The 25,869-nt window shown below is 64.2% G+C and carries 29 protein-coding genes and 1 tRNA gene; 17 read left to right on the forward strand and 13 right to left on the reverse strand.

What is annotated here, in order from left to right; translation table 11 throughout:
- Positions 1 to 2: 2 nt before the first annotated feature.
- The 4 genes from argC to FNA46_RS12265 all read left to right on the forward strand — a co-directional run bounded on the left by argC (position 3) and on the right by FNA46_RS12265 (position 3,130).
- Positions 3 to 935, forward strand: a complete 933-nt coding sequence (gene argC, locus FNA46_RS12250) for an N-acetyl-gamma-glutamyl-phosphate reductase (RefSeq protein ID WP_143125489.1) — start codon at positions 3 to 5, stop codon at positions 933 to 935.
- Positions 936 to 962: 27 nt separating this feature from the next.
- Positions 963 to 1,361 carry a VOC family protein gene (locus tag FNA46_RS12255; RefSeq protein ID WP_143125490.1) on the forward strand — a complete coding sequence of 133 codons (399 nt, stop codon included), beginning with the start codon at positions 963 to 965 and terminating at the stop codon, positions 1,359 to 1,361.
- A gap of 2 nt (positions 1,362 to 1,363) precedes the next feature.
- The gene (locus tag FNA46_RS12260; RefSeq protein WP_143125491.1) at positions 1,364 to 2,236 is read left to right on the forward strand and encodes an aminoglycoside phosphotransferase family protein; all 873 of its coding nucleotides are present in this window, start codon (positions 1,364 to 1,366) and stop codon (positions 2,234 to 2,236) included.
- Positions 2,237 to 2,302: 66 nt separating this feature from the next.
- The gene (locus FNA46_RS12265) at positions 2,303 to 3,130 is read left to right on the forward strand and encodes a DODA-type extradiol aromatic ring-opening family dioxygenase (protein ID WP_143125492.1); all 828 of its coding nucleotides are present in this window, start codon (positions 2,303 to 2,305) and stop codon (positions 3,128 to 3,130) included.
- Positions 3,131 to 3,134: 4 nt separating this feature from the next.
- Here the strand turns inward: FNA46_RS12265 and FNA46_RS12270 are convergent, their stop codons facing one another.
- Positions 3,135 to 4,226, reverse strand: coding sequence for a COX15/CtaA family protein (locus tag FNA46_RS12270; protein ID WP_143125493.1), 1,092 nt, complete (start codon positions 4,224 to 4,226; stop codon positions 3,135 to 3,137).
- Between the two features lie 144 nt (positions 4,227 to 4,370).
- On the opposite strand from FNA46_RS12270, the gene FNA46_RS12275 reads away from it, so the two are divergent.
- Complete coding sequence (locus tag FNA46_RS12275; RefSeq protein WP_143125494.1) at positions 4,371 to 4,580, forward strand: DUF2842 domain-containing protein; 210 nt, start codon at positions 4,371 to 4,373, stop codon at positions 4,578 to 4,580.
- A gap of 222 nt (positions 4,581 to 4,802) precedes the next feature.
- Complete coding sequence (locus tag FNA46_RS12280) at positions 4,803 to 5,942, forward strand: GNAT family N-acetyltransferase (RefSeq protein ID WP_143125495.1); 1,140 nt, start codon at positions 4,803 to 4,805, stop codon at positions 5,940 to 5,942.
- 25 nt (positions 5,943 to 5,967) lie between these two features.
- On the opposite strand, the gene FNA46_RS12285 is transcribed toward FNA46_RS12280, so the two are convergent.
- Positions 5,968 to 8,271: a GumC family protein gene (locus FNA46_RS12285; protein ID WP_143125496.1), complete on the reverse strand. Its 2,304-nt coding sequence runs from the start codon at positions 8,269 to 8,271 to the stop codon at positions 5,968 to 5,970.
- A 197-nt stretch (positions 8,272 to 8,468) separates the two neighbouring features.
- Between FNA46_RS12285 and FNA46_RS12290 the strand changes: the two genes are divergently transcribed.
- From FNA46_RS12290 to FNA46_RS12310, 5 genes are all read left to right on the forward strand, one after another.
- Positions 8,469 to 9,047, forward strand: coding sequence for a polysaccharide biosynthesis/export family protein (locus FNA46_RS12290; protein ID WP_143125497.1), 579 nt, complete (start codon positions 8,469 to 8,471; stop codon positions 9,045 to 9,047).
- A 4-nt stretch (positions 9,048 to 9,051) separates the two neighbouring features.
- On the forward strand, positions 9,052 to 10,191 hold the full coding sequence (locus tag FNA46_RS12295) for a glycosyltransferase family 4 protein (RefSeq protein ID WP_143125498.1): 1,140 nt from the start codon (positions 9,052 to 9,054) through the stop codon (positions 10,189 to 10,191).
- A 132-nt stretch (positions 10,192 to 10,323) separates the two neighbouring features.
- On the forward strand, positions 10,324 to 11,880 hold the full coding sequence (locus tag FNA46_RS12300; RefSeq protein WP_143125499.1) for an undecaprenyl-phosphate glucose phosphotransferase: 1,557 nt from the start codon (positions 10,324 to 10,326) through the stop codon (positions 11,878 to 11,880).
- The gene (locus tag FNA46_RS12305) at positions 11,877 to 13,136 is read left to right on the forward strand and encodes an O-antigen ligase family protein (RefSeq protein WP_143125500.1); all 1,260 of its coding nucleotides are present in this window, start codon (positions 11,877 to 11,879) and stop codon (positions 13,134 to 13,136) included. Before FNA46_RS12300 ends, FNA46_RS12305 begins: the two co-directional genes overlap by 4 nt.
- A 31-nt stretch (positions 13,137 to 13,167) precedes the next feature.
- Positions 13,168 to 13,455 (forward strand): helix-turn-helix domain-containing protein, encoded by a 288-nt coding sequence (locus FNA46_RS12310; protein ID WP_143125501.1) that lies wholly within the window; start codon positions 13,168 to 13,170, stop codon positions 13,453 to 13,455.
- Here the strand turns inward: FNA46_RS12310 and FNA46_RS12315 are convergent.
- Positions 13,433 to 13,702: a hypothetical protein gene (locus FNA46_RS12315; RefSeq protein WP_143125502.1), complete on the reverse strand. Its 270-nt coding sequence runs from the start codon at positions 13,700 to 13,702 to the stop codon at positions 13,433 to 13,435. The two genes, FNA46_RS12310 and FNA46_RS12315, sit on opposite strands and share 23 nt — an antisense overlap.
- A gap of 196 nt (positions 13,703 to 13,898) precedes the next feature.
- Between FNA46_RS12315 and FNA46_RS26040 the strand changes: the two genes are divergently transcribed.
- From FNA46_RS26040 to FNA46_RS12325, 3 genes are all read left to right on the forward strand, one after another.
- Complete coding sequence (locus tag FNA46_RS26040) at positions 13,899 to 14,048, forward strand: hypothetical protein (RefSeq protein WP_185969833.1); 150 nt, start codon at positions 13,899 to 13,901, stop codon at positions 14,046 to 14,048.
- Between the two features lie 108 nt (positions 14,049 to 14,156).
- On the forward strand, positions 14,157 to 14,345 hold the full coding sequence (locus tag FNA46_RS12320) for a hypothetical protein (protein WP_143125503.1): 189 nt from the start codon (positions 14,157 to 14,159) through the stop codon (positions 14,343 to 14,345).
- 82 nt (positions 14,346 to 14,427) lie between these two features.
- A tRNA-Pro gene (locus FNA46_RS12325) sits at positions 14,428 to 14,504 on the forward strand.
- Positions 14,505 to 14,947: 443 nt separating this feature from the next.
- On the opposite strand, the gene FNA46_RS12330 is transcribed toward FNA46_RS12325, so the two are convergent.
- The 6 genes from FNA46_RS12330 to FNA46_RS12355 form a co-directional block, all read right to left on the reverse strand.
- Positions 14,948 to 15,484, reverse strand: coding sequence for a MerR family transcriptional regulator (locus tag FNA46_RS12330; RefSeq protein WP_143125504.1), 537 nt, complete (start codon positions 15,482 to 15,484; stop codon positions 14,948 to 14,950).
- Between the two features lie 136 nt (positions 15,485 to 15,620).
- Complete coding sequence (locus tag FNA46_RS12335) at positions 15,621 to 15,959, reverse strand: integration host factor subunit alpha (protein ID WP_143125505.1); 339 nt, start codon at positions 15,957 to 15,959, stop codon at positions 15,621 to 15,623.
- Positions 15,960 to 16,049: 90 nt separating this feature from the next.
- Positions 16,050 to 17,021, reverse strand: a complete 972-nt coding sequence (locus tag FNA46_RS12340; protein WP_143125506.1) for a beta-ketoacyl-ACP synthase III — start codon at positions 17,019 to 17,021, stop codon at positions 16,050 to 16,052.
- 18 nt (positions 17,022 to 17,039) lie between these two features.
- Complete coding sequence (gene plsX, locus FNA46_RS12345; RefSeq protein WP_143125507.1) at positions 17,040 to 18,089, reverse strand: phosphate acyltransferase PlsX; 1,050 nt, start codon at positions 18,087 to 18,089, stop codon at positions 17,040 to 17,042.
- A 95-nt stretch (positions 18,090 to 18,184) separates the two neighbouring features.
- Positions 18,185 to 18,754, reverse strand: coding sequence for a YceD family protein (locus tag FNA46_RS12350; RefSeq protein WP_143125508.1), 570 nt, complete (start codon positions 18,752 to 18,754; stop codon positions 18,185 to 18,187).
- Positions 18,755 to 18,763: 9 nt separating this feature from the next.
- Positions 18,764 to 19,300 carry a ubiquinol-cytochrome C chaperone family protein gene (locus FNA46_RS12355; RefSeq protein ID WP_143125509.1) on the reverse strand — a complete coding sequence of 179 codons (537 nt, stop codon included), beginning with the start codon at positions 19,298 to 19,300 and terminating at the stop codon, positions 18,764 to 18,766.
- A 242-nt stretch (positions 19,301 to 19,542) separates the two neighbouring features.
- On the opposite strand from FNA46_RS12355, the gene FNA46_RS12360 reads away from it, so the two are divergent.
- Positions 19,543 to 20,049, forward strand: a complete 507-nt coding sequence (locus FNA46_RS12360; RefSeq protein WP_244617836.1) for an outer membrane protein assembly factor BamE — start codon at positions 19,543 to 19,545, stop codon at positions 20,047 to 20,049.
- Between the two features lie 87 nt (positions 20,050 to 20,136).
- On the opposite strand, the gene FNA46_RS12365 is transcribed toward FNA46_RS12360, so the two are convergent.
- From FNA46_RS12365 to ribH, 4 genes are all read right to left on the reverse strand, one after another.
- Positions 20,137 to 22,275: a sodium-translocating pyrophosphatase gene (locus FNA46_RS12365; protein ID WP_143125510.1), complete on the reverse strand. Its 2,139-nt coding sequence runs from the start codon at positions 22,273 to 22,275 to the stop codon at positions 20,137 to 20,139.
- Positions 22,276 to 22,468: 193 nt separating this feature from the next.
- The gene (locus tag FNA46_RS12370; RefSeq protein ID WP_143125511.1) at positions 22,469 to 23,695 is read right to left on the reverse strand and encodes an MFS transporter; all 1,227 of its coding nucleotides are present in this window, start codon (positions 23,693 to 23,695) and stop codon (positions 22,469 to 22,471) included.
- A 9-nt stretch (positions 23,696 to 23,704) separates the two neighbouring features.
- A complete protein-coding gene (gene nusB, locus FNA46_RS12375; protein ID WP_143125512.1) occupies positions 23,705 to 24,187 on the reverse strand; it encodes a transcription antitermination factor NusB in 483 nt (160 codons plus the stop codon).
- A 3-nt stretch (positions 24,188 to 24,190) separates the two neighbouring features.
- On the reverse strand, positions 24,191 to 24,646 hold the full coding sequence (gene ribH / locus FNA46_RS12380) for a 6,7-dimethyl-8-ribityllumazine synthase (RefSeq protein ID WP_143125513.1): 456 nt from the start codon (positions 24,644 to 24,646) through the stop codon (positions 24,191 to 24,193).
- 164 nt (positions 24,647 to 24,810) lie between these two features.
- On the opposite strand from ribH, the gene FNA46_RS12385 reads away from it, so the two are divergent.
- A complete protein-coding gene (locus tag FNA46_RS12385; RefSeq protein WP_143125514.1) occupies positions 24,811 to 25,365 on the forward strand; it encodes a GNAT family N-acetyltransferase in 555 nt (184 codons plus the stop codon).
- A gap of 107 nt (positions 25,366 to 25,472) precedes the next feature.
- Positions 25,473 to 25,811, forward strand: a complete 339-nt coding sequence (locus tag FNA46_RS12390; protein WP_143125515.1) for a hypothetical protein — start codon at positions 25,473 to 25,475, stop codon at positions 25,809 to 25,811.
- Positions 25,812 to 25,869: the final 58 nt, after the last annotated feature.

Genomic DNA, 25,869 nt, shown 5'->3' on the forward strand with positions numbered 1-25,869 from the left:
ACATGAGCGCGAAAATCTTCATCGACGGCGAACACGGAACCACGGGCCTGCAGATCCGCACCCGCATGGCCGGCCGCCGCGATGTGCAGCTCCTGTCGATCCCGGAAGCGGAGCGCCGCAATGCCGCGATGCGCGAGGACCTGCTGAACAGCGCGGACATCGCCATTCTCTGCCTGCCGGACGATGCTTCCCGCGAGGCGGTGTCCATGCTCTCGGGCAACAACCGGGTGCGCATCATCGACACCTCGACCGCCTACCGGGTCGCCGAGGACTGGGCCTATGGCTTTGCCGAGATGGACGCGGCGCAGGCGGACAGGATCCGCTCGGCGCGCTGTGTTGCCAATCCCGGCTGCTACCCGACCGGCGCGATCGGCCTCATCCGTCCGCTGCGGGCCGCCGGCCTGCTGCCGGATGGCTACCCCGTCACGGTCAACGCCGTTTCCGGTTATACGGGCGGCGGCAAGCAGATGATCGCCCAGATGGAGGACCAGAGCCGCGAGGATGCGATCAGCGCCAACAACTTCCTCTACGGCCTGACGCTGAAGCACAAGCACGTGCCGGAGATGAAGGTGCATGGCCTGCTCGACCGTGCCCCCCTCTTCTCGCCCTCCGTGGGACGTTTCGCGCAGGGCATGATCGTGCAGGTGCCGCTGTTCCTCGAGGACCTCAAGGATGGCGCGACGCTGGAGAGCGTGCATGCCGCCCTCGTGGCCCATTACCAGGGCCAGGACATTGTCACCGTCGTGCCGCTTGCCGACAGCAGCGCGCTGGCGCGGATCGATGCCGAGGAACTGGCAGGGCAGGACACGATGAAGCTCTTCGTGTTCGGCACGCCGGGCGGCGCGCATGTCAACCTCGTCGCCCTGCTCGACAACCTTGGCAAGGGCGCCTCGGGTGCTGCGGTACAGAACATGGACCTGATGCTCTCGGCCTGAGACATCACGCAAGACGGGAGGGGCAGGATGCTGGACCACATCGGACTGTCGGTGGCCGATCTTGCCCGCTCTCGCGCCTTCTACGACGCCGTGATGCCGAGGCTCGGCGCGGCCTGTGTGATGGCGGTGACGGCGGAGGAAACCGGCGGCACCTATGAGGGCGCAGGCTATGGCCGCAACGGCAAGCCCTCCTTCTGGATCGGCAGCGGCGGTCGTACCCGAGGCAGCCTGCATGTGGCTTTCGTGGCCGACAGCCGCGCCGCAGTCGATGCCTTCCATGCCGCGGCCATGGCGGCGGGCGCCACGGATAACGGCGCACCGGGCGTGCGGGAGCATTACCATCCCCACTACTACGCCGCCTTCGTGCTCGATCCCGACGGTCACAATATCGAAGCCGTCTGCCATCTGCCGCCGATGGACGCGTGAGCATGGACGAAGGCTCCCCGTCCGTCGATCCGCTGCTGCGGTCCGACCTCTTGCGGGGCTGGTCTCTGAACGCGCCGCGCCTGATCGCCGATACCCATTCCAGCCGCCTCTACCGCGTGCGGCGCGCCGATGGCAGCGGCGCCATCCTCAAGCAGTTGAAGCCCGAGGGGCTTCGCGAGAGGGCCGGCTTTGCCTATCTCGCGTGGCGCAACGGGCTGGGTTGCGTGCGTCTGCTGGAGCAGTCGGACGACGCCTGCCTGCTGGACGATGCCGGCACGCAAAGCCTCGCCGACCTGCACAAGGCGGAGGGCGATGAGGCCGCAACGCCGGTCCTCTGCGAGCTTCTGCCGCTGCTGCATGCGCCCTCCGACCGGCCTCCACCTCCGGACCTGATCCCGCTGGAGCGGCATTTCCGCAGCCTGTTCCGGCTTGCTGAAAAGGACGGCCCGCACCGGGAGATGGCGGTCTGGGCGGCCCGGCACGCACGCGACCTCATCGACCACCAGACGCGACAGATCCCGCTGCACGGCGACCTGCACCACGACAATGTCATGAGGGGCATAGACGGCACCTGGCGCGTCATCGACCCGCAGGGCCTGATCGGCGATCCCGCCTATGAGGTGGCCAATATCTTCGGCAATCCCGGTGGCGCGCATCTGTTCGAACCGGCCCGCGTGGTGCGGCTCGCCGAAACCTTCGCACCTGTGCCGGGCTGCGATCCGCGAACGGTGCTGCGCTATGCCGGTGCGCATGCCATGCTCTCGACCGCCTGGTCGCTGAATGAGCCGGACAACCCGAACGCGACGGAAAACATCCGGGAGCGGCTTGCCGTTGCCGGTTTCGTTCGTTCACTGATCGGGCAACAATCTGTTTGAAATTTGTGTTGTAGTGTGAACAGCCGATCCCCGCTATGGTCGCCTCAGGATCGGAGATCACCTTCCATGCAGCAGACGCGTTTTCCCGTATATTTCATTCCCCATGGCGGCGGCCCCTGGCCCTTCATGGACTTTCCGAAGAACGACGAGGGCAAGGGCCCCTGGGACGAACTGGGCGATTTCCTGCGCGGGCTGGACGCCGAGATCGGCCGCCGTCCCAAGGCGGTGCTGGTCGTGTCCGGACACTGGGAGACGGAACCGCTGCCGACGCTGAGCACGGCCGCACAGCCGCCGATGCTGTTCGATTACTACAATTTCCCGCCGCACACCTATGAACTGTCATATCCGGCGCCAAACTCGCTGGAGCTTGCCGCCCGCGCCCGCCAGCTGCTGTCGAACGCCGGCATCGACTCGGCGGAAGATCCCGCCCGCGGCTTCGACCACGGCGTGTTCATTCCCTTCATGCTGATCTATCCCCAGGCGGATGTGCCGATCACCATGATCTCGCTGAAGAACACGCTCGACGTGGAAAGCCATGTGGCGATCGGGAAGGCGCTGGAACCCTTGCGCGACGAGGATGTGCTGATCATCGCATCCGGCATGAGCTATCACAACATGCGCAAGTTCCGCAGCGCCGAGCCCGACCACGTGGCCGAAGCCATCCGCTTCGATGACTGGCTGACCGAGGCGGTGGAGACGCCGGACCCGGATGCGCGTGCCCAAAAGCTTGCCCTCTGGCCGGACAATCCGGATGCCCGCGCCTGCCATGTGCCGGACCATGACCATCTGGTACCGCTGTTCGTGGCAGCGGGGGCAGCCGGCGCAGACCGCGGCACGCGGATCCTGCGGACCACCTTCCTCGGCAAGCCCTATTCCGCCTTCCGCTTCGGCTGAAGGATCAGGCGGCGGCCGGGCTGCGGCGGAATTCGCCGTAGAAGCCCCGCCAATGGGTGATGGCATAGGCCAGAACCACCAGACCGCCGCCCTGATGCAGCAGGCCAAGCTCGATCGGCACATGCAGAAGCAGCGTGGCGATGCCGATGCAGGCCTGCAGGCAGACCAGCCCGAACAGCGCCATGGCACCCTTGGCATGCGTGCTGCCGGGCGTTCTGGCGATCGAGACGATCATGTGGACGAAGGTCAGCGTCAGCAGCAGATAGGCGCCGCAGCGGTGGACGAACTGCACCGTCTTCGGGTTTTCGAAGAGGTTGATCCACCAGGGCTGGCGCAGAAAGAGATCGCCGGGGATCAGCGATCCATCCATCAGCGGCCAGGTGTTGTAGGAAAAGCCGGCATCGAGACCCGCCACCAGCGCGCCGAGATAGATCTGGAACAACGCGAGAAAAGCGAGACCGCCCGCGGCAAGATGCGAATGCGCGGTCGGCGGGGCATCGACGCGCTGCGGTGTCAGCCCGCGCATGATCCACACGCAGGCGGAAAAGATCAGGCAGGCGATCGTCAGATGGGTGGCGAGGCGGTACTGCGACACATCCGTGCGCACGGAAAGTCCGGAAGAGACCATCCACCAGCCGACGAAACCCTGGAAGCCGCCGAGCGCCAGCAATCCGACCAGCGGCAGCCGCAGGCGCCTTTCCACCCGGCCGCTCAGCCAGAACACCAGAAGCGGCAGGCCGAAGACGAGGCCGATGGTGCGCGCCAGCAGGCGGTGCGCCCACTCCCACCAGAAGATCGTCTTGAACGCATCGAGCGTCATGCCCTGGTTCAGCTGAGTATATTGCGGGATGCGCTGGTAGAGCTGGAACTCTTCCTCCCATTCCGCAACCGACAGCGGCGGGATGACCCCGTGGATCGGCTTCCACTCGGTGATGGACAGGCCCGAATCGGTCAGCCGCGTGGCGCCGCCCACCAGCACCAGACAAAAAAGCGTGATGATGACGACCTGCAGCCAGCGCCGCAACAGCAGGCGGTTTCGTTCAAGCCGGTGCACGGCCTCGGCTCTGCCGGTCTGCGTGATATCCAAGGTCGCCATGGCGTTCTCCTGACATTCGTCAACAATGTCCATCTGCCGTTGATTTGCCTGATGCCCCCGTGCAAAACAAGGGGAGAGGCTTTGCGGCATGCCGTCGCGGCAGGTTGGGGACGTCGCAGGTCGGCACGGGCGGGGAGAGAGACAATGCCAGTTCGGTTGAAGAAACTCATCGGCACCGTGCTGATCGTCATTCTCGTGATGCTCTATGCCCTGCTTGCGACCACATTCGCCACGCTTGCGCTGTCGCAATCTCCGTGGTGGGTGCATCTTGCCTATTTCGCGCTGACCGGCGTGCTGTGGGTTCTGCCCGCCATGCTGATCATCAAATGGATGGCCGGACCGCGCCAGCGCTGACCCGGCAAAGCTCCCGCCTTCATCGTCACTTAACCGTGACGGCCAAATCCTCCCTGCGTTTTGCAGGAGGTAAAGGTCGCCTTTCGCTCCAGCTGCTAGCCTTGCCGTGCAACGATGCAGTGGCAGGGGTTGAGCGTGCAGGACGGATTGCTGGGATCGATGGAGACGGCGGGGCGCGGCAGGCCCGCGCTGCAGATCACGATACGCGACAGGACGAGTCCGATGACCCTGTCGATCGTCCGCGACATCACGGAGATCGAGGCCGAGTGGCGGCGCCTGGAAGCACTGCCGCGCAATTCGCTGCATCAGGGTCTCGACTGGTGCAAGGCCTGGGTCGCGGCGCACCGCGCTCCGCTGACGCTGGTGGTTGGCCGCATCGAGGGACGGATCGCAATGATCCTGCCGCTCGAGATCCATCGTCGCTGCGGCATCACCAGCGCCGTTTTCCTCGCGCATCGCTATAACAACATCAACAGCGGCCTGTTTGCCGATGATCTCGCCCTGTCGGCCCGGGCGCAGCAGGCCCTCGTTCGCGATCTCGCCAAACACCTGGGCGAGGAGGTGGATCTCGTGGTGCTGGAGGCCGTGCCGCTGGTCTGGCGTGGTCGCCCCCATCCCTTCGCGGCCCTCACCCGCGTGGCCCACCAGAACCATTCCTTCCAGCTGCCGCTGAAGGGCGACATGGCGGCCACGCTCGCACAGGTAAACGCCAAACGCCGGCGCAAGAAATTCCGGACACAGACGCGCCGGCTGGAAGAAGCCGGCGGATTCGAGCATTACATGCCGCGCACCAGCATCGAGCGTCATGCGCTGCTGGAGGAATTCTTCCGGCAGAAGAAGGTCCGCTTCGACGCCCACGGCCTGCCGGACTCCTTCGCCAGCCCGTCAGTGCGCAACTTCCTGCATGCACTGCTGGATCTGCCACCGAAGGGAGATGACCATCCGCTGACGCTGCATGCCGTCCGCCTCAGCGGTCAGCCGGGCAAACCCATTGCCGCAATTGCCGGGCTGTCCCGCAAGGGTGACCACGTGATCTGCCAGTTCGGCTCGATCGACGAATCACGCCTGCCGGAGGCGAGCCCCGGCGAGCTTCTGTTCTGGCTGATGATCGAAAAGGCCTGTCGCGAGGGAGCCCTCCTGTTTGACTTCGGCGTCGGCGACCAACCATACAAGCGAAGCTGGTGCCCGGTGGAAACCGTGCTGCACGACATCCTCCTTCCGCTGACCCCGAAAGGTAAGCTGGCGGCAGGCCTGCACAGCGCTCTGGTCGCCATGAAGACACACCTCAAGCGCAACCGCTTCCTCTATCATCTGGCGCAGCGTGTGCGGGCTGGACGGCTGGTGCCGACCCTGACCGAATAGCGCACTCAGGAGGCTTCAGGAGCCTTCAGGCGGCATGACGCCCGTGCGGCGTGCCGGTCAGATGGGTGCCACCGGTCATCACAAGCGCATCCGGATAGCCGGCCGCGGCGAACCGGGCGACGGTCTCGGCAATGACATCCTCCGAGGCCCCGGACAGGGAGAGAATCAGCTCGGCATGGCTGCCGCGCATAAGCCGCTCCAGCGCCCGCACATCCGCCGGTCCACATTCCACCAGCACGATTTCATAGGCGCCCGTCAGCGCATCGATGATCATGGTCAACCGATCCGCAGCCCGCATGGCTTCCGCCGCATCGGCCGTGCCCTGCGGAATCACATGCGCCTCCGAGAGCCGGTCCGGATGGATCGTATCGCCGAAGGCTGCTTCGCCGCACAGAAGGTCGGTGATGCCGGCAAGGCGCGCATCGCCTGCCATCAGGCCGGTCGGGCAGGCCGAGCCGGTCAGATCCACCAGCACGACCGAGCGGCGGCGCGCGGCGAGCGCCCGCGCCAGCATGACGGCGGCGGCCGATCCCGCATCTCCCTGCGGCGAAACCGAGATGACCAGCGCATCGCGCCGTCGCAAAAGGTAATCCCTGACCGCCTCGATGCCGAGCGCCGGAACCGCCGCCGACGGCACCGGAGGCACTGGAGCGGATACCGCCGGGGCTTCGAAGGCAGCCTCATCAGGCGGTGGTGGCGTGGCCCCGGGTGGCGTCTCGAGCGACGGGATGATGGCGTTGGCGTCATCTAACGGCTGCGCAGTGGTCCGCACGCTCTCCGGCTGTGGCGTCAATGACGGTCCGAGACGGGGCGTTTCGATGACCGGACCGGGGGTCTGTGTCTCGGGGAGAACCGCGGCAACGGGCGTCATCTCCTCTGGCGGAGCGGCAGATACGGGGTTCGACCGGGGCACCGATGAGACATCGATCTCGCCACCGGCCGGGCGCAGCGCCCGTCCGGAAAACAGCGCCATCAGAATGAGCACGATCACCTGCACCACGAAGGCCGCGAGCGCTGCAACGATGGTGATCGGGATCACCTTGGGGAAATAGGGCTCCGGCGGCTCGATCGCGGTGGAGACGATGCGGGCATCGGCGGGTGTCGACTGAACATCGATCCGCGAGGCCGCCTCGCGATATCGGGCGAGATAGGTTTCCAGCAGCTGGCGCTCGGCCGCCGCCTCGCGCTCCAGCGCGCGCAGGCCCACCTCCCCCTCGTCGCTGCGGGAGGATTCGGCCTGGAGGCTGCCGAGCTGCTGCATCAGCTGCTGCTCGCGCAGCCGCGCCACCGTCGCCTCGCCTTCGAGGCTGGCGAGGATCTTGCGCGTTTCCGCCTCGATCTGCTGGCCGATGCCGGCAAGCTGCGCGCGCAGTGCCTTCAGGCGCGGATGCCCTTCCATCAGCGTGGTCGAGGCATCGGCGATCTGGCTGCGCAATCCAGCCTCGCTTTCCTTCAGACGCTGGATCATGGCCGAGCCGACCACATCGCTCAACGTATCGGTGCCGCGTCCGGCGGCGAGTGCGGCGCGAACATTTCCGGCGCGTGCTTCCGCCGAGGCACGATCGCTGCGCACCTTCGCCAGTTCAGCCGACATGTCCGCGAGCTGCTTCGTGGTGAAACTGGTATTGTCACCGGACTGAAAGAGGCCGTGCGCGGCGCGATAATCGGCCACCTTCTTCTCGGCCGCCTCGACGCGCGCCCGCAGCGTCTCGATCTCCGGCTGAAGCCAACGTGTGGCATCCGAATGCGTATCGCGCTTGGCATCGCTCTGCAACGCGAGATAGGCCGCCGCCAGCCGGTTGGGGATGGCCGCAGCAAGCTTCGGATCCTTCGAGCTGAATTCGATGGCGATCACGCGCGAGCCTTCGACGGGATAGACCTGCAGCCGCTCGCGAAAGGTCTTGAGGATGCGGTCCTCTGCCGGAAGATCGAGCGGATCAGGCTTCAGACCGACAAGCACAAGCGGGTCCGGCAGCAGCGCGTAGGCATCCGGATCGAACTCCTTGCGGGCACCGAGATTCATCTCGCGGGCAATGGCGCGGATAAGATCGGCCGATTGCAGGATCTGCGCCTGGCTTGCCACGTTGGAGGCATCGAGCAGGCCGTCATTGGCACCCTGGGCACCATCACCGGCAAGGCCTGCCCCGCGCGCCTCGATGACCAGCCGGCTTTCGGCCTTGTAATAGGGCGACATCAGGCTCGAGACGGCAAAGGCCGCCACGGCCGCCAGCGCCGTGGTGAGAAGAATGCGCCGCCGCTTTTCCCAGACAGCGGAAAACAGCTGGCCGAGATCGATATCCGCATCCTGATTGCCGCTGACGCCCGCCATGAACAACTCCGCTTCCAAGTTATTCCAAACTCTAGGGGATCGCGGTAACCCCGGCGTTAATGGCACGCCGCGGCGCGGGCTCCTGTCGCTTTCGCGCACAACCGGACGCGGAAAAGTTGAAACCTCTTTACCCGCCATTAACCATAACAGCCGATAACAGGGTCAATCGCCTCACCGAAGCCGGAGCCTCGCGCGAAATGTGGTTCGCACGAAAAAGATCTGCCCTGTCGCTAGTTGCAGCAGCCTGCCTCTCGGCCGCGCTTGCCGGCTGCACCAGCTACAGCCCGGCACCGAAGGCCTTCGCCCAGGCAACCATCCAGCCCTACCGTCTCGACAGCGGCGACCGTCTGCGCGTCGCCGTCTTCGAACAGCCGAGCCTGTCGAACACCTATACGGTCGATCAGGCGGGCTACATCTCCTTCCCGCTGATCGGTCAGGTGCCGGCGCGCGGTCAGACCCTTGCCGGCCTTGAGGGCGCCATTGCCACGAAGCTGAAGCAGGGCTATCTGCGCAACCCGGACGTGACGATCGAGGTCGACCGCTATCGCCCCGTCTTCGTGATGGGCGAAGTCGGCCGTCCCGGACAGTATTCCTACGTGCCGGGCATGACGGCACAGAACGCGATCGCGATTGCCGGCGGTTTTACCCCGCGCGGCAACCAGCGCGATATCGACATCACACGCAAGATCAATGGAGACGTCCTGACGGGCCGCACAAGCATTTCGAGCCCGATTCTGGCCGGCGACACCATCTACGTGCGCGAACGGCTGTTCTGAGACCATGACGGCACGTCCGCTGCGGATCATCCATTGCTTTCGGTCGCCCGTCGGCGGAATTTTCCGCCATGTGCGCGATCTGGTGGAGGAGCATGCGGCGGCTGGCCATCAGGTCGGCATTCTCTGCGACAGCTCCACCGGGGGCACGCATGAGGAGAAACTCTTCGAGGCGATCGCGCCCCGGCTTGCGCTGGGCCTGACGCGCCTTCCCATCCGTCGCTCGATCGCTCCCTCCGATCTGGCGGCGCTCTACAGAAGTTATCGACATATCAAAAGTTTGCGGCCGGATGTTCTGCACGGACACGGCGCCAAGGGTGGCGTCGTGGCACGGCTCATCGGCTCAGTGCTGCGGGTGAACAGGTATTGCGTAGCCCGCCTCTATTCTCCGCATGGCGGCAGCCTGCACTATGACCGGTCGCGCCCGGCCGGTCAGGTGGTGCTGCGTCTGGAACGCCTGCAGGAGCGCTTCACCGACAGCCTCGTCTTCGTGTGCGATTATGAGCAGCGAACCTATGAGGCGAAGGTGGGCAAGCCTCGCGCGCCGGCCCGGGTGATCTACAACGGCATCACCGACAGTGAATTTTCTCCCGTGACGACGGCCCCGCAAGGGGCCGATTTTCTCTATATCGGCATGATGCGCGACCTGAAGGGGCCGGATGTTTTCATCGAGGCCTTTGCCGAGACCGAACGCGCCGTTGGCCGCCCGCTCTCGGCCGTGATGGTGGGCGACGGGCCGGACCAGCAGCGCTACCGGGAGATGATCGTCGAGGCCGGACTTGGCCGGCGCATCCGGGTGGAGGACGCCATGCCGGCGCGGACTGCCTTTTCGCTGGCCCGCACGGTCGTCGTTCCCTCCCGCGCCGAGGCCATGCCCTACATCGTGCTTGAAGCGCTGGCCGCCGAAAAGCCGGTGATTGCCAGCCGCGTGGGCGGCATTCCCGAAGTGTTGGGTGTCGACAGTGCTGCACTTGCAACGCCAGGCGATGCCCGCGACCTCGCCCGCCGCATGACCGACGTTCTCATCGATCCCGACTGGCAAGCGCGCGTGATGCCGCTGCCGGAGGCATTCCGGGCCACCTTCTCCGTCTCCGCCATGGCGGGACAAATGCTCGGGCTCTACCGCGAGCTGATTAGCCCCCACTGATCGACAATCGCCACTCAAAGCTTTCTTAGCACCTTTGCTGCTATTGCTGCGGCTTCAAGCGCGCATCACGCGGCTCCTGCCGCCTGAAGCGCATGCTGAGGACTTAAGGGTAAGGCAGGCGGGATCACGACGATGAACGAACCGGCGCGGCAGGACGAGTTCAACGTGGAGGCCCTGCGCCAGAAGGTGACTGCCATCGCGCCCGATGCAGCCCCGGCCGCAGGCGGCCACAAGCCCGTCGAACTGAATCCCTTCGCCCGCCAGATTGCCGAGCAGTTCCGTGACACAAACCGCAGTCCCGCCATGCTGGCGGGACAGATCCGGCTGGCCGAGTTTCTCCTGATCCTTGGTGTCGGTCTTGTCGCCACCCTGCCCGCAGGCATCGCAGAGGCCACCGATCTTCTCGCTCCGCTTCTGGTGAGCGCATGCGCGGCTGCGGTGGCGGTTTTGCTGCTGCAGCTCGCCGATGCCTATCAGATCCCGTCGCTCCGGGCGCCGAACCGCATGTGGCGTCGCGTGATGACGGCCTGGACGATTGGCTTTGCCGTGCAGATGGCGGGCAGCGTCGCGATCGACCGGCCGATGTCGTCTGTGGCCATGCTGGCGCTCTGGTATCTCGTCGGCACACTCCTGCTGCTGGCGCTGCGACAGGCTCTTGCCTTCGGCATCCGTCACTGGTCGCGCAATGGAATCATGGAACGGCGCGCCGTCATCGTCGGCGGTGGCCAGCCGGCGAAGGATCTGGTGCGCGCGCTGGAACAGCAGGAGGACAACGACATCCGCATCTGCGGCCTGTTCGACGACCGCGGCAGCGAGCGCTCGCCCGATGTGGTCGCCGGCTATCCGAAACTCGGCACCTTCGATGAACTGGTGGAATTTGCCCGCCTCGCCCGCATCGACATGCTGATCATCGCGCTGCCCGCCACCGCCGAGGAACGCATCCTGCAGCTGGTGCGCAAGCTCTGGGTGCTGCCGGTCGACATCCGGCTTGCCGCCCATGCCAGCCGCCTGCGCTTTCGCCCGCGCACCTATTCGCATGTCGGCAGCGTGCCGATGCTCGACCTGTTCGACAAGCCGATCCGCGACTGGGATTCGGTTGCCAAGCGCATCTTCGACATCGCCTTTGCCGTGGCCGCTCTGCTCGTTGCCTGGCCGGTGATGCTGGCGGCGGCCGTTGCGGTGAAGGCCACCTCGAAAGGGCCGGTCTTCTTCATGCAGAAGCGCCACGGCTTCAACAACGAGGTGATCAACGTCCTGAAATTTCGCTCCATGTACACGGAGCTTGCCGATCCGACCGCGCGCAAGGCGGTGACGAAGAACGATCCGCGCGTCACCCCGGTCGGCCGCTTCCTGCGCAAATCCTCGCTGGACGAGCTGCCGCAGCTGTTCAACGTGCTGCGCGGCGAGCTTTCCCTCGTCGGCCCGCGCCCGCATGCGGTGCATGCCCAGACCGGCGAACGCAAATATGTGGACGTCGTCGAGAGCTACTTCGCCCGCCACCGGGTCAAGCCAGGGGTGACCGGCTGGGCGCAGATCAACGGCCTGCGCGGCGAGCTGGACAGCGACGAGAAGATCCGCGCCCGCACCGCCTACGACCTCGATTACATCGAAAACTGGTCGCTGCTGTTCGACCTGAAGATCCTGTTCCTCACGCCGATCCGCCTGCTCAACACGGAGAATGCCTATTGAGCGCGCTGGCCGACAGCCCTGCCCCGCCGTTTCACCCGCAACGGGCGGCGCTGAGGCTGGTCGGTTCCGGCATGGTGGCCTTCGGCGTCTTCCTGTCCGGCTTCGTCATCTCGGAACCCGCCCCTTACGAGCTGATGATGGCGGTGCAGATCGCGCTCTGGTTCCTGCTGGGGCTGAAGATCTCGCGGCCGGTGGCACCGCTCCTCATCCTGCTGCTGCTCTTCAATGTCGGCGGCATCCTGTCCCTGACGGTGATGGCGGATATCTCCGAGGGGCCGATGTATATGGCGGTCTCCACCTTCCTCGCCCTCAGCGCCGTCTTCTATGCCGCCATCATCGAGGATGGCCACCAACGCCTGCTGCTGATCTTCCGTGCCTGGGTGGCCGGGGCTCTCATCACGGCGATTCTCGGTATTCTCGGCTATTTCCATGCCTTTGCGGGGGCCGAGATCTTTACGCTCTACGACCGCGCCAAGGGTGCCTTCCAGGATCCCAATGTGTTCGGGCCCTATCTCGTGGCGCCGGCGCTCTACCTGATGTACAGGCTTCTCTCCGGCTCGCTTGCCCGCGCACCGCTTTACATCGCCGGCCTGCTGGTGCTGACGCTCGGCATCTTCCTCTCCTTCTCCCGCGCCGCCTGGGGGCTTTACCTGTTTGCCACGCTGATGCTGGTGGCGGTGATGCTGCTGAAGGAGCGCACCGCCGCCTTCCGGCTGAAGATCTTCTCGCTCTCGCTTGCCGCCATGGTGCTGCTGATCGTGGCGATCGGCGGCGTACTGCAATCAAAGAAGGTGGACGAGCTGTTCCTCAATCGCGCCAAGCTGGTGCAATCCTATGACGGGGCGCGCCTCGGCCGCTTCGAGCGGCACAAGATCGGCTTCCTGATGGCGATGGAGCGGCCGCTCGGGCTCGGCCCCATGGTGCTTGGAAAGATGTTCGGCGAGGACGAGCACAATATCTGGCTGAAATCGCTCACCACCTATGGCTGGCTGGGATTCGTCTGCTACGTGACCTTGATCTGGTCCACGCTGATCATCGGCTTTCGATCACTGCTCCGGGAGCGGCCCTGGCAACCCTATCTGATGATCGCCTGGATCCTGATTGCCGGGCATGCGCTGATCGGCAATGTCATCGACATCGACCACTGGCGCCATGTCTATCTGCTGTTCGGCATCGTCTGGGGCTGCTTTGCGCTGGAGCAGCGCCATCAGCGCGACCGAACCGCTCCCGCTCCGGCGACGACAGAGCCCTCTTGACCGCGGCCGGCGCAGGCCCATTTCATCAGGCATGATCAGCATCGAACAAATCCGCGCCGCACGCGCCATGCTTGGACTTTCCGCCAAGGACCTTGCCCGGGCGTCCGGTCTTTCATCTCAAGATATCGAAGCGCTGGAGCGCGGAGAAATGCCGGGCATCGATCTGGCGCGGCTGAAGGCAACGCTGGAAGGCCACGGCATCGTGTTTGTGGCGGCAGGCGAGGATAATCCGGGGGCTGGCCCCGGCGTCCGCTTGCGCCAGGCACCGGCGGATGAGGGACTGCGTCCGGAACATCTCAGCTCCGCCAACGACGGTTGAGGCGCATCGGCGCGATCGCCACGGACGCATCCTCGTGCCGGTGGCGAAAACGGCCAAGTGCGGCCCAGACCATCACGCCGAAAAGCGTCAGCGGCCACACCAGACACAGGACAAGGCCAATGACCCGCAGCCCTGTCCACCGCTCGCCCGAGGCCAGCCGATCGAGAATCGCCTGCCCCAGGAAGACGAGCGCCACCAGCATGTAGATGCAGGCCAGGACCACCTCGAACCAGAGGGGAAGTGTCACCGTGAGAACCTCGCGAAAACTGACGACTGCTCGAATTATGCCGTCTTTTGCGCCCGACACAAGCAGGCGGCGCGCCGCGCCGGGCGCGACGCCATCAGGTTCGTGCGCCCTCGCGATTTGCCTGGAACAAAACCACGACTGGGTCGTTGATCGGCGCCCGCTCGAACGCGGGTTCTCGATCAAGGAGTTTTGGAAAATGGCCCGCAGCAACAGTCTTTACCTGATCATCGGCGCGCTCGTCGTGGTCGTCGCCGGACTGGGCGCCTATGTCGTGCACGAGGAAACCAAGCCGAAGGGCGTGGAGATGAGCATTTCCAGCAATGGCGTCAAAGTGGAACAGAATTGACCTGCCTCAATGCGAGAACGTTTGCGAATATTAACCTTTCGCGATATACAATCATGCGGGGAATAGCAGAAAACTGCAGCGCATAAAAAGAGAACGAGAGGGTGCATCATGACCGAGCATGTCGATCAAAAAGTCACCGAGAGGCAAGGCCTGCGCAAGGTCTGGAACGTCAGCGAGTTCGCACGGCGCTACCGTCTGGATTCTCGGGAAGAGAACCGGCTTCTGAAGCTGCTGGGGCCCTTTGCCTCGGAGCAGGAACTGCTGATGAACGCAACCCGTACGCCGATTTTTCGCTAGGCAATTCTCCCTCACGCCCGAATTAGGTCTTGCACCCTGCGCGGCAAGTCAGTAAGGAGGGCGTGCTTCCAAGGAAGCAGGTCGGGGCGTAGCGCAGCCCGGTAGCGCACTTGACTGGGGGTCAAGGGGTCGCTGGTTCAAGTCCAGTCGCCCCGACCATTTCTTCCCGGAACCTTCCCATCCCCCAGATGGCGGTTCGCTTTTCTTCAACAGCCTGTGCCGCACTATTGCCCGTTGATGTGTCGCGGTCAGCGGTGAGTTTCACTGTGCAGCTAAATGGCTTGAAACCTCCTGCCGGATTGCCGGATTGCTTTCAACCGGCCAAAGGTCTCCTCCGCCGTGACAGGCGCATGAGATCGCACGGGACCGTACTCCCGAGACATCATCTTCCCTCATCCCCCAGAAGACACGCAGTCCGATCCCGATTCGGAGCCAGTGCGAAACCGGACACTGCGGAAGAGAATCTGGCAGCGCTGGTGGGCCGTATCCTCAGAAACAGGCAATGTCGCGGTACAGGGAGGCTGCACGGAAAACGTCCTTGGCGAGATCGCAGGCAGGAACGGGCGACACCGCCGGCCCTTCCCGCAGCAAAACGGCGGCCGTCAGCGCACCTGGTCCAGCAGGCGCTTGCATTCCAGAAGATCGAAGAGAGCCTCCTGCAGGAGGGCGCGGTCTTCCTTGCCGATGGAACTCTTGCCGATCGACACTTCCAGCGAATCATCCTCGCTGCCACCGCCGAAGCCGAAGAAGCGGCCGCTGGGCTTTGCCTTCGGCCGGCCGACGATCTGGTCGTCGTCGGGGCTCACCACCTTCGGTTCCACCACCCGGTCGTTGTTGGCGGCCATGATGGCCTCCATTGTCGCCATGTCGCCAGAGGCAATGGCGGCCACGAACTTGTTGCCATTGGTGCGCAACAGCTTTTGCACGCCCTTGATGGTATAGCCGTGATCGTAAAGCAGGTGACGGATGCCCTTCAGAAGATCGACGTCTTCCGGGCGATAGTAGCGGCGGCCACCGCCGCGCTTCATCGGCTTGATCTGCGGAAAACGGGTCTCCCAGAAGCGGAGCACGTGCTGGGGCAGGTCCAGATCGTCGGCAACTTCGCTGATCGTGCGAAAGGCGTCCGGGCTCTTGTCCACGTTCTCATCTCCACCGCCGGCAAAGCGCCGACTCACGCAACGGCATTTCGATTGATAAACCGCATTTCAACGGCTTACGGCGTCGAATTCAAGCGTTTCAAGAAATGATAAACAGACGAATGCGTGAAAATCACGCTCAACCGGGCGGATTGACCGGCTTCAGCTTGGCCTTGCGGGCGAGATGCGCCTTGAGGATGCGCTGCTTCAGCACGTTGGAGGCCTTGAACGTCATGACGCGGCGCGGTGAAATCGGCACTTCCTCGCCCGTCTTGGGATTGCGGCCGATGCGTTCGTTCTTGGCGCGCACCTGGAAGGTGGCGAAGGACGACAGCTTCACGATTTCGCCGCGCACGATGGCGTTGCAGATCTCATCGATCACCGTCTCGACGAGTTCGGCAGATTCGGTGCGGGAAAGGCCGACCTTGCGAAACACGGATTCCGCCAAGTCTGCTCTGGTCACTGTCTTGCCGGCCATGGCCCCCGCCCGTCACTGTTCGTTTTATTGGTGAAGCGCCCAAACACTATGTTCCTTGCGGTTCACGGTCAAGCACTTGTAAACGCGAGATTACCAGCGAATCAGAAGCGCGCCCCAGGTGAAGCCGCCGCCCATGGCTTCCAGCATCACGAGGTCGCCCTTCTGGATGCGCCCGTCGTCAGCCGCAACCGACAGCGCCAGCGGAATCGAGGCCGCAGACGTGTTGCCATGCAGGTCCACCGTGACCACCACCTTCTCCGGGGGAATGCCAAGCTTCTTGGCGGAGCCATCGATGATGCGGCGGTTTGCCTGGTGCGGCACCAGCCAGTCGAGATCCTCCGCGGTGGTGCCGGTCGATTCGAATGCGGCTTCGATCACGTCGGTGATCATGCCGACCGCGTGCTTGAACACCTCGCGGCCTTCCATGCGCAGATGGCCGACCGTGCCGGTGGAGGATGGACCGCCATCGACATAGAGCTTGTCCTTGTGCGAGCCGTCGGAGCGCAGATGCGCGGTCAGCACGCCGCGATCGGCAATGGTGCCCTCCCCCTCCTGCGCTTCCAGAACGATGGCGCCGGCGCCATCGCCAAACAGCACGCACGTTGTGCGGTCGGTCCAGTCGAGGATGCGCGAGAAGGTTTCGGCGCCGATCACGATCGCACGGCGGGCAAGGCCGGCACGCAGATGCGCATCGGCCGTCGCCACCGCATAGACAAAGCCGGTACAGACGGCCTGCACGTCGAAGGCATAGCCATGCGTCATGCCGAGCCGGTTCTGGATATTGACTGCCGTTGCCGGGAAGGTGTTATCGGGCGTCGAGGTGGCGACGATCACCAGATCGATATCGGCGGGCGTCAGGCCGGCGCGGTCCAGCGCTGCCCGGGCCGCCTGCTCGCCAAGCGAGGCGCTGGTTTCGCCATCGCCGGCAATGTAGCGCTGGCGAATGCCGGTGCGCTGCACGATCCAGTCATCGGACGTTTCCACCAGGCTTTCGAGTTCCTTGTTCGGGACGACGCGCTTGGGAAGCGCTGCGCCATACCCGAGAACCACTGAACGGATCATGCTCGTTGTTCCTGTTTCTTACGCCGCTTCTTCCGGTCCTGCCGGTGGCAGGCGGCGGGCATGATAGGTCTTCAGATCCTGTGCGATCTTGTCGTTGAGGGCATTGCGCACCATGTCGTAGCCGACATCGATGGCCGAGGCATAGCCCTCCGCATCCGTGCCGCCATGGCTCTTGATGACGATGCCGTTGAGGCCGAGGAAGACGCCGCCATTGACCTTGCGCGGGTCCATCTTCTCGCGCAGCAGGTCGAAGGCGCTCTTGGCGAGCAGATAGCCGATCTTCGACAGAAGCGTGCGCGACATGGCCGAGCGCAGCAGTTCCGCCATCTGGCGGGCAGTGCCTTCGGCCGTCTTCAACGCGATATTGCCGGTGAAGCCTTCGGTAACGACGACGTCGACCACGCCCTTGCCGATGTCGTTACCCTCGACGAAGCCATGATAGGCAATGGTCGAAAGACTCGCCTCGCGGATCATCCGCCCGGCTTCCTTGACCTCTTCCTGGCCCTTGACTTCCTCCACGCCGACATTCAGCAGTCCGACGGTCGGGCGGTCGATTTCGAACAGGGCGCGCGCCATGGCGCCGCCCATCAGGGCAAAGTCGAGGAGCTGCTGCGCATCGGCGCCGATCGTGGCCCCGATATCGAGCACGATGCTTTCGCCGCGCAGCGTCGGCCAGATGCCGGCAATCGCCGGTCGTTCGATATTGGCCATGGTGCGCAGGCAGAACTTGGCCATGGCCATCAGGGCGCCGGTATTGCCGGCGGATACGACGGCATCCGCCTCTCCCGTCTTCACCGCCTCGATGGAACGCCACATGGAGGAGGTATAGCGGCCGCGGCGCAGGGCCGCGCTCGGCTTCTCATCCATGGTGATGGCCACTTCGCAATCATGGAAGACGGATTTTTCGCGAAGCTTCGGATAACGGGCGAGAAGCGGCTCGCATTCGGCCTTCTGGCCAAAGATGATGAAGGTGACATCCGGATGGCGTTCAAGCGCCTTGGCGGCGCCCGGAATGACAACCGAGGGACCGAAATCGCCACCCATGGCGTCGAGAGAAATCCTGATCACGCGCTCCTGATCCTTCTGTCCCGCGCTTGGCGAAATCGCGGCCAAAATACTGCTTTTGCCGCCGCATACAACTCATTCCTCAGAAAATGCAAACCCTATTCCTTGTTTTTCCAGTCCTTCAGCACGGCGAAAGGATTGGGCTTGCGCGCGTCGGTCTTCTCGTCCGATTCGATGTGGTCGGCGAATTCGCTGCCCGCCTTGCGCGGATAGGGATCGAGCGCCAGCGCCACGAATTCGGCCACCACGGCACCCGCATCGATGGTATCGCCGACAAAGGTTTCCGGCAGGTCCGGGCCATCGGGGTCCAGCACCATTTCGGCGCTGTCGCCGGTCATCAGACGGGCAAGCTTTGAGCCTTCAGGCACGAAGATCTGCTCGAAGGGTTCGTCGATGAAACCGTCGACCGGCTCCAGCGTCACCACGCAGGCCTGCACCACATGCGCCTTCACCCGGCCCTTCAGCCGCACGCCATCCTTCTTCCATCGGCCGACCTGCATCTCTGCCGACAGCGATTCCACCGACAGGACCTGCCAGAGGTCGGCAAGCGCCTTCCGCTCGCGCGGATCGGCCTCCACATGCACGGTCACGGCATTGGCAGAGATGTGCCCGACCTTGACGGGATAGGAAAAGGGCGCCGGTGCGCCATGATCCGGATTCGAACTCACGATTGAACCTCACGTTTCGGGCGTTGGCAGCACGAGCATGCCGCGAGCGATCGTATCCTCGGGCACCTCTTTCAATGCTGCTTCCGCCGATATCATCCATCGGGCAAGCCCGTCCATGGCAGGGGCTGCCGCATCACCGGGGTGAAGATTGCGACGCAGCGCCTCTTCAAGGCCTGCCGCATCATCCGCATCCATGGCCGCCGCATAGGATTTCACGCGGCCATAGAACATGCCGGCCAGCTTCTTCATGCGCTTCGGCACACCCTGATCGCCAATCCCCAGTTCCCGGATCGAATGGTCGATATCCTGGAAGAAGGCATCGATGATCTCCTGCGCCAGTTCCTGCCCGCTGGTGGCAGACGAGGCCGTGCGCCGGAAGAACAGGATCATCACCACCGACAGCATCTCGAAGCGGCCCATGACCGTATCGGGCACGCCGAGATCACTATAGAAGAAAGGAATGCGGGCGGCCGAAGTCAAGGCCGCGTACTGGCGCTCGACGATGGCGCGATTGCCGTTTTTCCTGCGGAACAGACCAAAGATCATCAAACCCTGCACTCTTGCCCGTCAAACCGGGGACTGGCCATGCCAGCCGTGTTGCATGGAAACGAAAGCTGGTTTACCGAAGCAGGCACGAATTGCAATGCCGTTGAGGCATGGCAACTGCCGACCGGCGGGAATTCGGGAAAAGCCGGCGGTGAAAGCGCCGGGCATTCGTGGAATAGCCACAATGCTGTCGCAGCACGGCGGTCTACGGAAGGCGGGATGGAACACATGAGGACAGCGTGTTGAGCAAGCGGGTGTTTGGGTCTCAAGTCAATATGGCCGGCAAGGCCGCGATCCTGGCGGTCTCCATGACGCTGGGTCTGGCCGGCTGCAGCACCGGCATCGGCGAAACCATGTATAACGGCTACGTGCTGGACAAGGATGCGCTCGACCTGACGCCCGTGGGCTCCAGCCGCGAGCAGGTTCTGCTCTCGATGGGCACGCCGTCGACCACGGCGACCTTCGACGGCGAAGTGTTCTATTACATTTCCCAGAAGCGCCAGCGCCCGGTCGCCTTCATGAAGCCGCGCATCGTCGACCAGACGGTCGTCGCCTATTACTTCGACAAGAAGGGCATCGTGACCCGCCGCGCCGTCTACACGATGCAGGACGGCAAGGTGTTCGATACGATCAGCCGCACGACGCCGACCGGCGGCCGCGACCTGACCTTCCTGCAGCAGCTGCTGACGGGTGCCGGCTCGGGCGCCAATGCGGGCGCGGCAGCCTTCCGCAACCTGCTCGGCAACTGAGTCCGGCAGACATTCGACACACAGGAAACCCGCGGAGACGATCCGCGGGTTTCTTCATTTCGGGGTCTTGTGTCGAGGGATATTGCGTCAGGCGGCGAGAATCGCCAGCAGCAGCAGCGCCACGATATTGGTGATCTTGATCGCCGGGTTGACGGCAGGCCCCGCGGTATCCTTGTAGGGATCGCCCACGGTATCGCCGGTAACGGAAGCCTTGTGCGCATCCGAGCCCTTGAAGTGCTTCTGGCCGTCCTTGTCGACAAAGCCGTCCTCGAAGCTCTTCTTGGCATTGTCCCAGGCGCCGCCGCCCGAGGTCATCGAAATCGCCACGAACAGGCCGTTGATGATGACCCCGAGCAGCGAGGCGCCGAGCGCCGCAAAGGCCGAGGCCTTCGATCCCGAGATCACCAGCACGCCGAAATAGACGACGACGGGTGCCAGCACCGGCAACAGCGAGGGCAGGATCATTTCGCGAATCGCCGCCCGCGTCAGCATGTCGACGGCACGGCCGTAATCCGGCCGGTCCGTGCCCTGCATGATGCCGGGCTTTTCACGGAACTGCCGGCGCACTTCCTCCACGACAGCACTGCCGGCCTTGCCGACGGCCGTCATCGCCATGCCGCCAAACAGGTAGGGGATCAGGCCGCCGAAGAGGAGGCCGGCCACCACGTAAGGATTGGCGAGGCTGAAGGAGATCTCGCCGATGCCGGCGAAATACGGATATTGCTGGCCGTTCGCCGCGAAATAGGCGAGGTCGTTGGAATAGGCGGCAAACAGGACAAGCGCGCCGAGGCCGGCCGAGCCGATGGCATAACCCTTGGTGACGGCCTTGGTGGTGTTGCCGACCGCATCCAGCGCATCGGTGGACTTGCGCACTTCCGGCGGAAGGCCTGCCATTTCGGCAATGCCGCCGGCATTGTCGGTGACCGGGCCGAAGGCATCGAGTGCGACGATCATGCCGGCAAGGCCGAGCATGGCGGTGACCGCGATGCCCGTGCCGAACAGGCCGCCCAGCTGATAGGTGGTGATGATGCCGCCAACGATGACGATGGCCGGCAGCGCGGTCGATTCGAGCGAGACGGCCAGCCCCTGGATGACATTGGTGCCGTGGCCGGTGACGGAGGCCTGGGCGATGGAATTGACCGGGCGCTTGTTGGTGCCCGTGTAGTATTCGGTGATCACCACGATCAGCGCGGTCACCACGAGGCCGAGAATGCCGCAGGCGAACAGGTTGGCGCCGGTAATCTCCTTGCCGGCCACGGTGCCGATGGCGCCCCAGCCGATGGTGAGGCTGGTGGCAATGCCGAGCCCGACGATGGAGAGCAGGCCGGTGGCGATCAACCCCTTGTAAAGCGCGCCCATGATCGAACCATTGGAACCGAGCTTGACGAAGAAGGTGCCGGCTATCGAGGTGAGGATGCAGACCGCGCAGATGGCCAGCGGATAGAGCATGATGAGCCCAAGCGCCGGAACGCCGGCGAAGAAGATTGCCGCCAGCACCATGGTCGCCACCACCGAGACGGCATAGGTTTCGAACAGGTCGGCCGCCATGCCGGCGCAATCGCCGACATTGTCGCCGACATTGTCGGCAATGGTGGCCGGGTTGCGCGGATCGTCCTCGGGAATGCCGGCTTCCACCTTGCCGACGAGATCGCCGCCGACATCGGCGCCCTTGGTGAAGATGCCGCCGCCGAGACGGGCAAAGATGGAAATCAGCGAGGCGCCGAAGCCGAGCGCGACCAGGGCATCGATGACGTGACGGCTGCCGGGCGCATTACCCAGCAGGTAGACCAGGATCCAGTAGTAGATCGACACGCCAAGCAGCGCGAGACCGGCCACCAGCATGCCGGTGATGGCACCGGACTTGAAGGCGATGTCGAGGCCGGCCGACAGGCTGTGCGAGGAGGCCTGGGCGGTGCGCACATTGGCGCGCACCGACACATGCATGCCGATGAAGCCGGCCGCCCCGGACAGGACGGCGCCGATGACGAAGCCAATGGCGGCAAGGCCGGACAAGAGCAGCCATGTACCGATCGTCACCACCGCACCGACGATGGCGATCGTCATGTACTGGCGCGTCAGATAGGCCTGCGCGCCTTCCCGGATATAGCCGGCGATTTCCTGCATGCGCGGATTGCCCTGGTCCGCGGCCAGGACCGACCGTGTGGCCCAGGCGGCGTAGACCACCGACAAGAGACCGCAGACGATCACACCCAGTATCACTGTCATACGATTGTTCCTCTCCCAAAAGGCCGGCCGCAAACATTACGCCGGCATGGAACGGCAAGGCTCCCCTCCCAAGGAACGTATGATGCCGTTCGCCCGCGAGATTGCGGTTGTGATGAAATGGCGTCAAGGGCTTGCCCGGCAAGGGGAGCCTGAACACCCTACTTCAGACGGAGAATGGCGTATTTGCCAAAAATCAAGCTGAGGTTGCGGACTGCTGCCGCAGAAGAAGCAGGCCGATCAGCACCAGGCAGAGAATCGCGACAGGCCAGATGAACAGGTTCATGAAGGACCAGCCATAGGCGGTGAAGACCTTGCCGGAAGAGAAGGAAGAAAGCGCCACGGTGCCGAACAGGATGATGTCGTGGAACCCTTGCACCTTGTCGGCCTCGTGCGGGCGATAGGTGGAGGCAACGATGGAGGTGGCGCCGATGAAGCCGAAATTCCAGCCGATGCCGAGCAGCACGAGGGCCGCCCAGAAGTTCCACAGTTCGATGCCCATGTGGGCAACGACCGCGCAGGCCATCAGCGTGACGAGGCCGAGCGCCACCACCTTTTCCGCGCCGATGCGGGCGATGATCATGCCGGTGAAGAAGCTCGGGCCGAACATGGCGAGCACATGCCACTGGATGCCGAGCGTGGCAAGCTCCGTCGGAAAGCCGCAGCCGACCACCATGGCGAGCGGCGCGCCCGTCATCACGAAGGACATCAGCGCATAGGTGCCGATGCCGCAGACCATGCCGGTGGCGAAACGTTGCGTGGCGATGATCTCGCGGAGCGGCCGGGCCGGCTGGCCGGATGCGGAGGTCCTTGTCGGCTGCGGAAGCTTCAGGAAGGCAAGGATGCCGATCGCCGCCAGGCAAAGCGGCAAAAGCGCCAGAAAAGTGCCCGCAAAGGTGACCGGTTCGAAGGCGTCCTTTGCCCAGATCGCCAGCTGCGGCCCGATGACGGCGGAGACGATGCCGGCGCCGAGGATCCAGGAAATCGCCTTGGGCTTGTAGGAGGATGGCGAGGCATCGGCGGCGGCAAAGCGGATCTTCTGGGTGAAGCCGCCGCAGATGCCGATCAGCATCAGGGAGAAGGCAAACAGCCAGAACTCGCCACGAAACAGCGCGATGGTGGCAAGCGTGCCGCCGGTGGCGCCGATCATGGCGCCGGTCATGAAGGCCGCGCGGCGACCAAGGAAGCGCGACACGATGGCAATGCCCATGGCGCCGAGCGCGGTTCCGACATTGAAACCGGTGACCGGGGCAGTCGCCAGCGATTTATCGGCGGCCAGCAACTGATAGCCGGCCAGCGAACCGACAGAAATCGTCATGGGCGCCGCCGAGCCGAGGATGGCCTGGGTGCCGGCCAGCAGGGCGACCGTGCGCTTGGCGGCCGCAAGCTGCCGCTCCAGTCCACCGCCGCCTGTGCTGTCCATGATCCCTGCCTATTTCCTGGTTTCGCCGCGCACCTGCTTGGCAATGCGGTCGAGCACCGCATTGACGATCTTCGGCTCGTCGCCCTCGAAGAAGAAGGCCTGGGCGATCTCGACATATTCCGTGACGATCACCGGCACGGGCACGTCCTTGCGCTCCAGGATTTCGAACGTGCCGGCACGCAGGATGGCACGCAGCGTGGAATCGAGACGCGACAGCGGCCAGCCTTCCTGCAGGGTGGCCCGCACCAGCGGATCGATCTTCGTCTGGTCGCGCACGACGCCGGAGACGATGGAACGGAACCAGGAGGGATCGGCCTTCAGATAGGTATCGCCGTCCAGTTCCTGGCCGAGACGATGTTCCTCGTATTCGGCCACCACTTCCAGCACGCCAGTGCCGCCGATATCCATCTGATACAGCGCCTGCACGGCGGCAAGACGGGCGGCACCCCGCTGGTTGGCCGGTTTCACCGGCGGCTGCAGATCCTTGGACATGGCTCAGGCACCCAGCTTTTCACGCAGCTCGATCATGGTGAGAGCCGCGCGGGCCGCGAAACCGCCCTTGTCCTTCTCGCTCTTCTTCACACGCGCCCAGGCCTGCTCGTCATTCTCGACGGTCATGATGCCGTTGCCGATCGCAAGCGATTCCGACACGGCGAGATCCATCAGCGCGCGCGAGGATTCGTTGGCGACGATGTCGAAGTGATAGGTCTCGCCACGGATGACCATGCCGAGCGCGACGAAACCGTCGTAGTTGACGCCGCCCTGTTCGGCCGCGTCGAGCGCCATGGCGATCGCCGGCGGGATTTCGAGCGCGCCCGGCACGGTGATCACGTCATAGGTGGCGCCTGCCTCGTCCAGCGCCGAGGTTGCGCCGTGGAGCAGCGCGTCGGCCATATCGTCGTAAAAGCGGGCCTCGACGATGAGGAGATGAGGCTTCAGAGAATCGGTCATGGGTCGTCCTGGTCGCAATTCTGCGATTTGAGATGTTGGGAATTGGGCCGGTCAAACCACGGCGCGCGCGGAATGGCAAGCGATTTTCGCAAAGGGCCGGCTGGCCGCGGCCGGCAGAAGCGGTCAGATTACGCCCTCGCGACAGAGACCGGAGTGCCAGACCGATGCCGGACATGCCCATACTCGAGACCGAGCGTCTCATCCTCAGACCGCACAGCCTTGCCGACTACCCGGACTTTACTGCGCTCTGGGCCGATGAGACTGTCGTGCGCCATATCGGCGGCAAGCCCTCGACGGCAGAGGCAAGCTGGATCCGTCTCATGAACCGTGCCGGCATGTGGCATTACATGGGCTTCGGTTTTCTGGCCATCGAGGAGCGGCAGAGCGGGTGCTTTGTTGGCGAGGCAGGATTTCACGAGGTGCGTCGCGACATGACGCCCTCCCTCGTCGGCACGCTGGAGACCGGCTGGGTTCTGTTGCCCAAGTTTCATGGGCGAGGCTACGCCCGGGAGGCGATGACCGCGCTGATCGGCTGGGCGGATGAACGCTTTGCAGGCCGCATGATGACGGCGATCATCGCACCGGAAAACACGCCCTCGCGCATCCTTGCCAGCCGCCTCGGCTTCACGGAGTTCGCGCGGGCCAACTATCATGGCGACGTGGTTGTGCTGCGCCGGCCTGTCACAGCCGAGACGCCCGGAAACATGGCCAAGATTTAACCATTTATGACAGGCTGGTGAATTGGATTTGAAGGCGATCGGCGCGACCATGATCCCGGTCGGCAACGGCATGGCCGCTTTCCCGACCCATGAGGAGGAGTATAGCGATGAAACGCCTGATCACAGTATGCATGACCGGTCTTCTGGCCACCGCCGCCCTTGCGGGCACCAGCCAGGCAGCGATGTCGGCGGCGGACCGAGCGCTGGCGGCGGATCACAATCCGCGTTTCCTGCTGATGCGGACCGACGAGATCGAGGATCATGTCAGCCTGCAGGACTATCTCAATGACCTGTCGCCGCAGAGCCAGGAGGTGAAGGACCTGCAGGTGGCCATCCGCGAGAACCCTGTGCTGACGAAGGAACTGAAGGCACAGGATGTCGAGATCCGCAACGTCATCTATGCGGATGAAGCCGCCGATGGCAGCTTCGTGCTCTACATGCGTTGATCCGCGACCTGCGGTTCCGCAGGAAGAACCGGCGTCCGGCAGCCGGCCGGACGCCTCC

This window comes from Affinirhizobium straminoryzae, assembly GCF_007004135.1.
GTDB lineage: Bacteria > Pseudomonadota > Alphaproteobacteria > Rhizobiales > Rhizobiaceae > Neorhizobium > Neorhizobium straminoryzae.

Bases quoted from the DNA above. Each gene is read 5' to 3' on its own strand.
- FNA46_RS12300 (WP_143125499.1), top strand. From the start codon at position 10,324: ATGAACGAACCGGCGCGGCAGGACGAGTTCAACGTGGAGGCCCTGCGC.
- FNA46_RS12270 (WP_143125493.1), bottom strand. From the start codon at position 4,226: ATGGCGACCTTGGATATCACGCAGACCGGCAGAGCCGAGGCCGTGCAC.
- FNA46_RS12275 (WP_143125494.1), top strand. From the start codon at position 4,371: ATGCCAGTTCGGTTGAAGAAACTCATCGGCACCGTGCTGATCGTCATT.
- FNA46_RS12255 (WP_143125490.1), top strand. From the start codon at position 963: ATGCTGGACCACATCGGACTGTCGGTGGCCGATCTTGCCCGCTCTCGC.
- FNA46_RS12280 (WP_143125495.1), top strand. From the start codon at position 4,803: ATGACCCTGTCGATCGTCCGCGACATCACGGAGATCGAGGCCGAGTGG.
- FNA46_RS12320 (WP_143125503.1), top strand. From the start codon at position 14,157: ATGACCGAGCATGTCGATCAAAAAGTCACCGAGAGGCAAGGCCTGCGC.
- FNA46_RS12265 (WP_143125492.1), top strand. From the start codon at position 2,303: ATGCAGCAGACGCGTTTTCCCGTATATTTCATTCCCCATGGCGGCGGC.
- FNA46_RS26040 (WP_185969833.1), top strand. From the start codon at position 13,899: ATGGCCCGCAGCAACAGTCTTTACCTGATCATCGGCGCGCTCGTCGTG.
- FNA46_RS12340 (WP_143125506.1), bottom strand. From the start codon at position 17,021: ATGATCCGTTCAGTGGTTCTCGGGTATGGCGCAGCGCTTCCCAAGCGC.
- FNA46_RS12365 (WP_143125510.1), bottom strand. From the start codon at position 22,275: ATGACAGTGATACTGGGTGTGATCGTCTGCGGTCTCTTGTCGGTGGTC.
- FNA46_RS12290 (WP_143125497.1), top strand. From the start codon at position 8,469: ATGTGGTTCGCACGAAAAAGATCTGCCCTGTCGCTAGTTGCAGCAGCC.
- ribH (WP_143125513.1), bottom strand. From the start codon at position 24,646: ATGACCGATTCTCTGAAGCCTCATCTCCTCATCGTCGAGGCCCGCTTT.
- nusB (WP_143125512.1), bottom strand. From the start codon at position 24,187: ATGTCCAAGGATCTGCAGCCGCCGGTGAAACCGGCCAACCAGCGGGGT.
- FNA46_RS12385 (WP_143125514.1), top strand. From the start codon at position 24,811: ATGCCGGACATGCCCATACTCGAGACCGAGCGTCTCATCCTCAGACCG.
- FNA46_RS12335 (WP_143125505.1), bottom strand. From the start codon at position 15,959: ATGGCCGGCAAGACAGTGACCAGAGCAGACTTGGCGGAATCCGTGTTT.
- FNA46_RS12310 (WP_143125501.1), top strand. From the start codon at position 13,168: ATGATCAGCATCGAACAAATCCGCGCCGCACGCGCCATGCTTGGACTT.
- FNA46_RS12355 (WP_143125509.1), bottom strand. From the start codon at position 19,300: ATGATCTTTGGTCTGTTCCGCAGGAAAAACGGCAATCGCGCCATCGTC.
- FNA46_RS12295 (WP_143125498.1), top strand. From the start codon at position 9,052: ATGACGGCACGTCCGCTGCGGATCATCCATTGCTTTCGGTCGCCCGTC.
- FNA46_RS12390 (WP_143125515.1), top strand. From the start codon at position 25,473: ATGAAACGCCTGATCACAGTATGCATGACCGGTCTTCTGGCCACCGCC.
- FNA46_RS12260 (WP_143125491.1), top strand. From the start codon at position 1,364: ATGGACGAAGGCTCCCCGTCCGTCGATCCGCTGCTGCGGTCCGACCTC.
- FNA46_RS12285 (WP_143125496.1), bottom strand. From the start codon at position 8,271: ATGGCGGGCGTCAGCGGCAATCAGGATGCGGATATCGATCTCGGCCAG.
- FNA46_RS12370 (WP_143125511.1), bottom strand. From the start codon at position 23,695: ATGGACAGCACAGGCGGCGGTGGACTGGAGCGGCAGCTTGCGGCCGCC.
- argC (WP_143125489.1), top strand. From the start codon at position 3: ATGAGCGCGAAAATCTTCATCGACGGCGAACACGGAACCACGGGCCTG.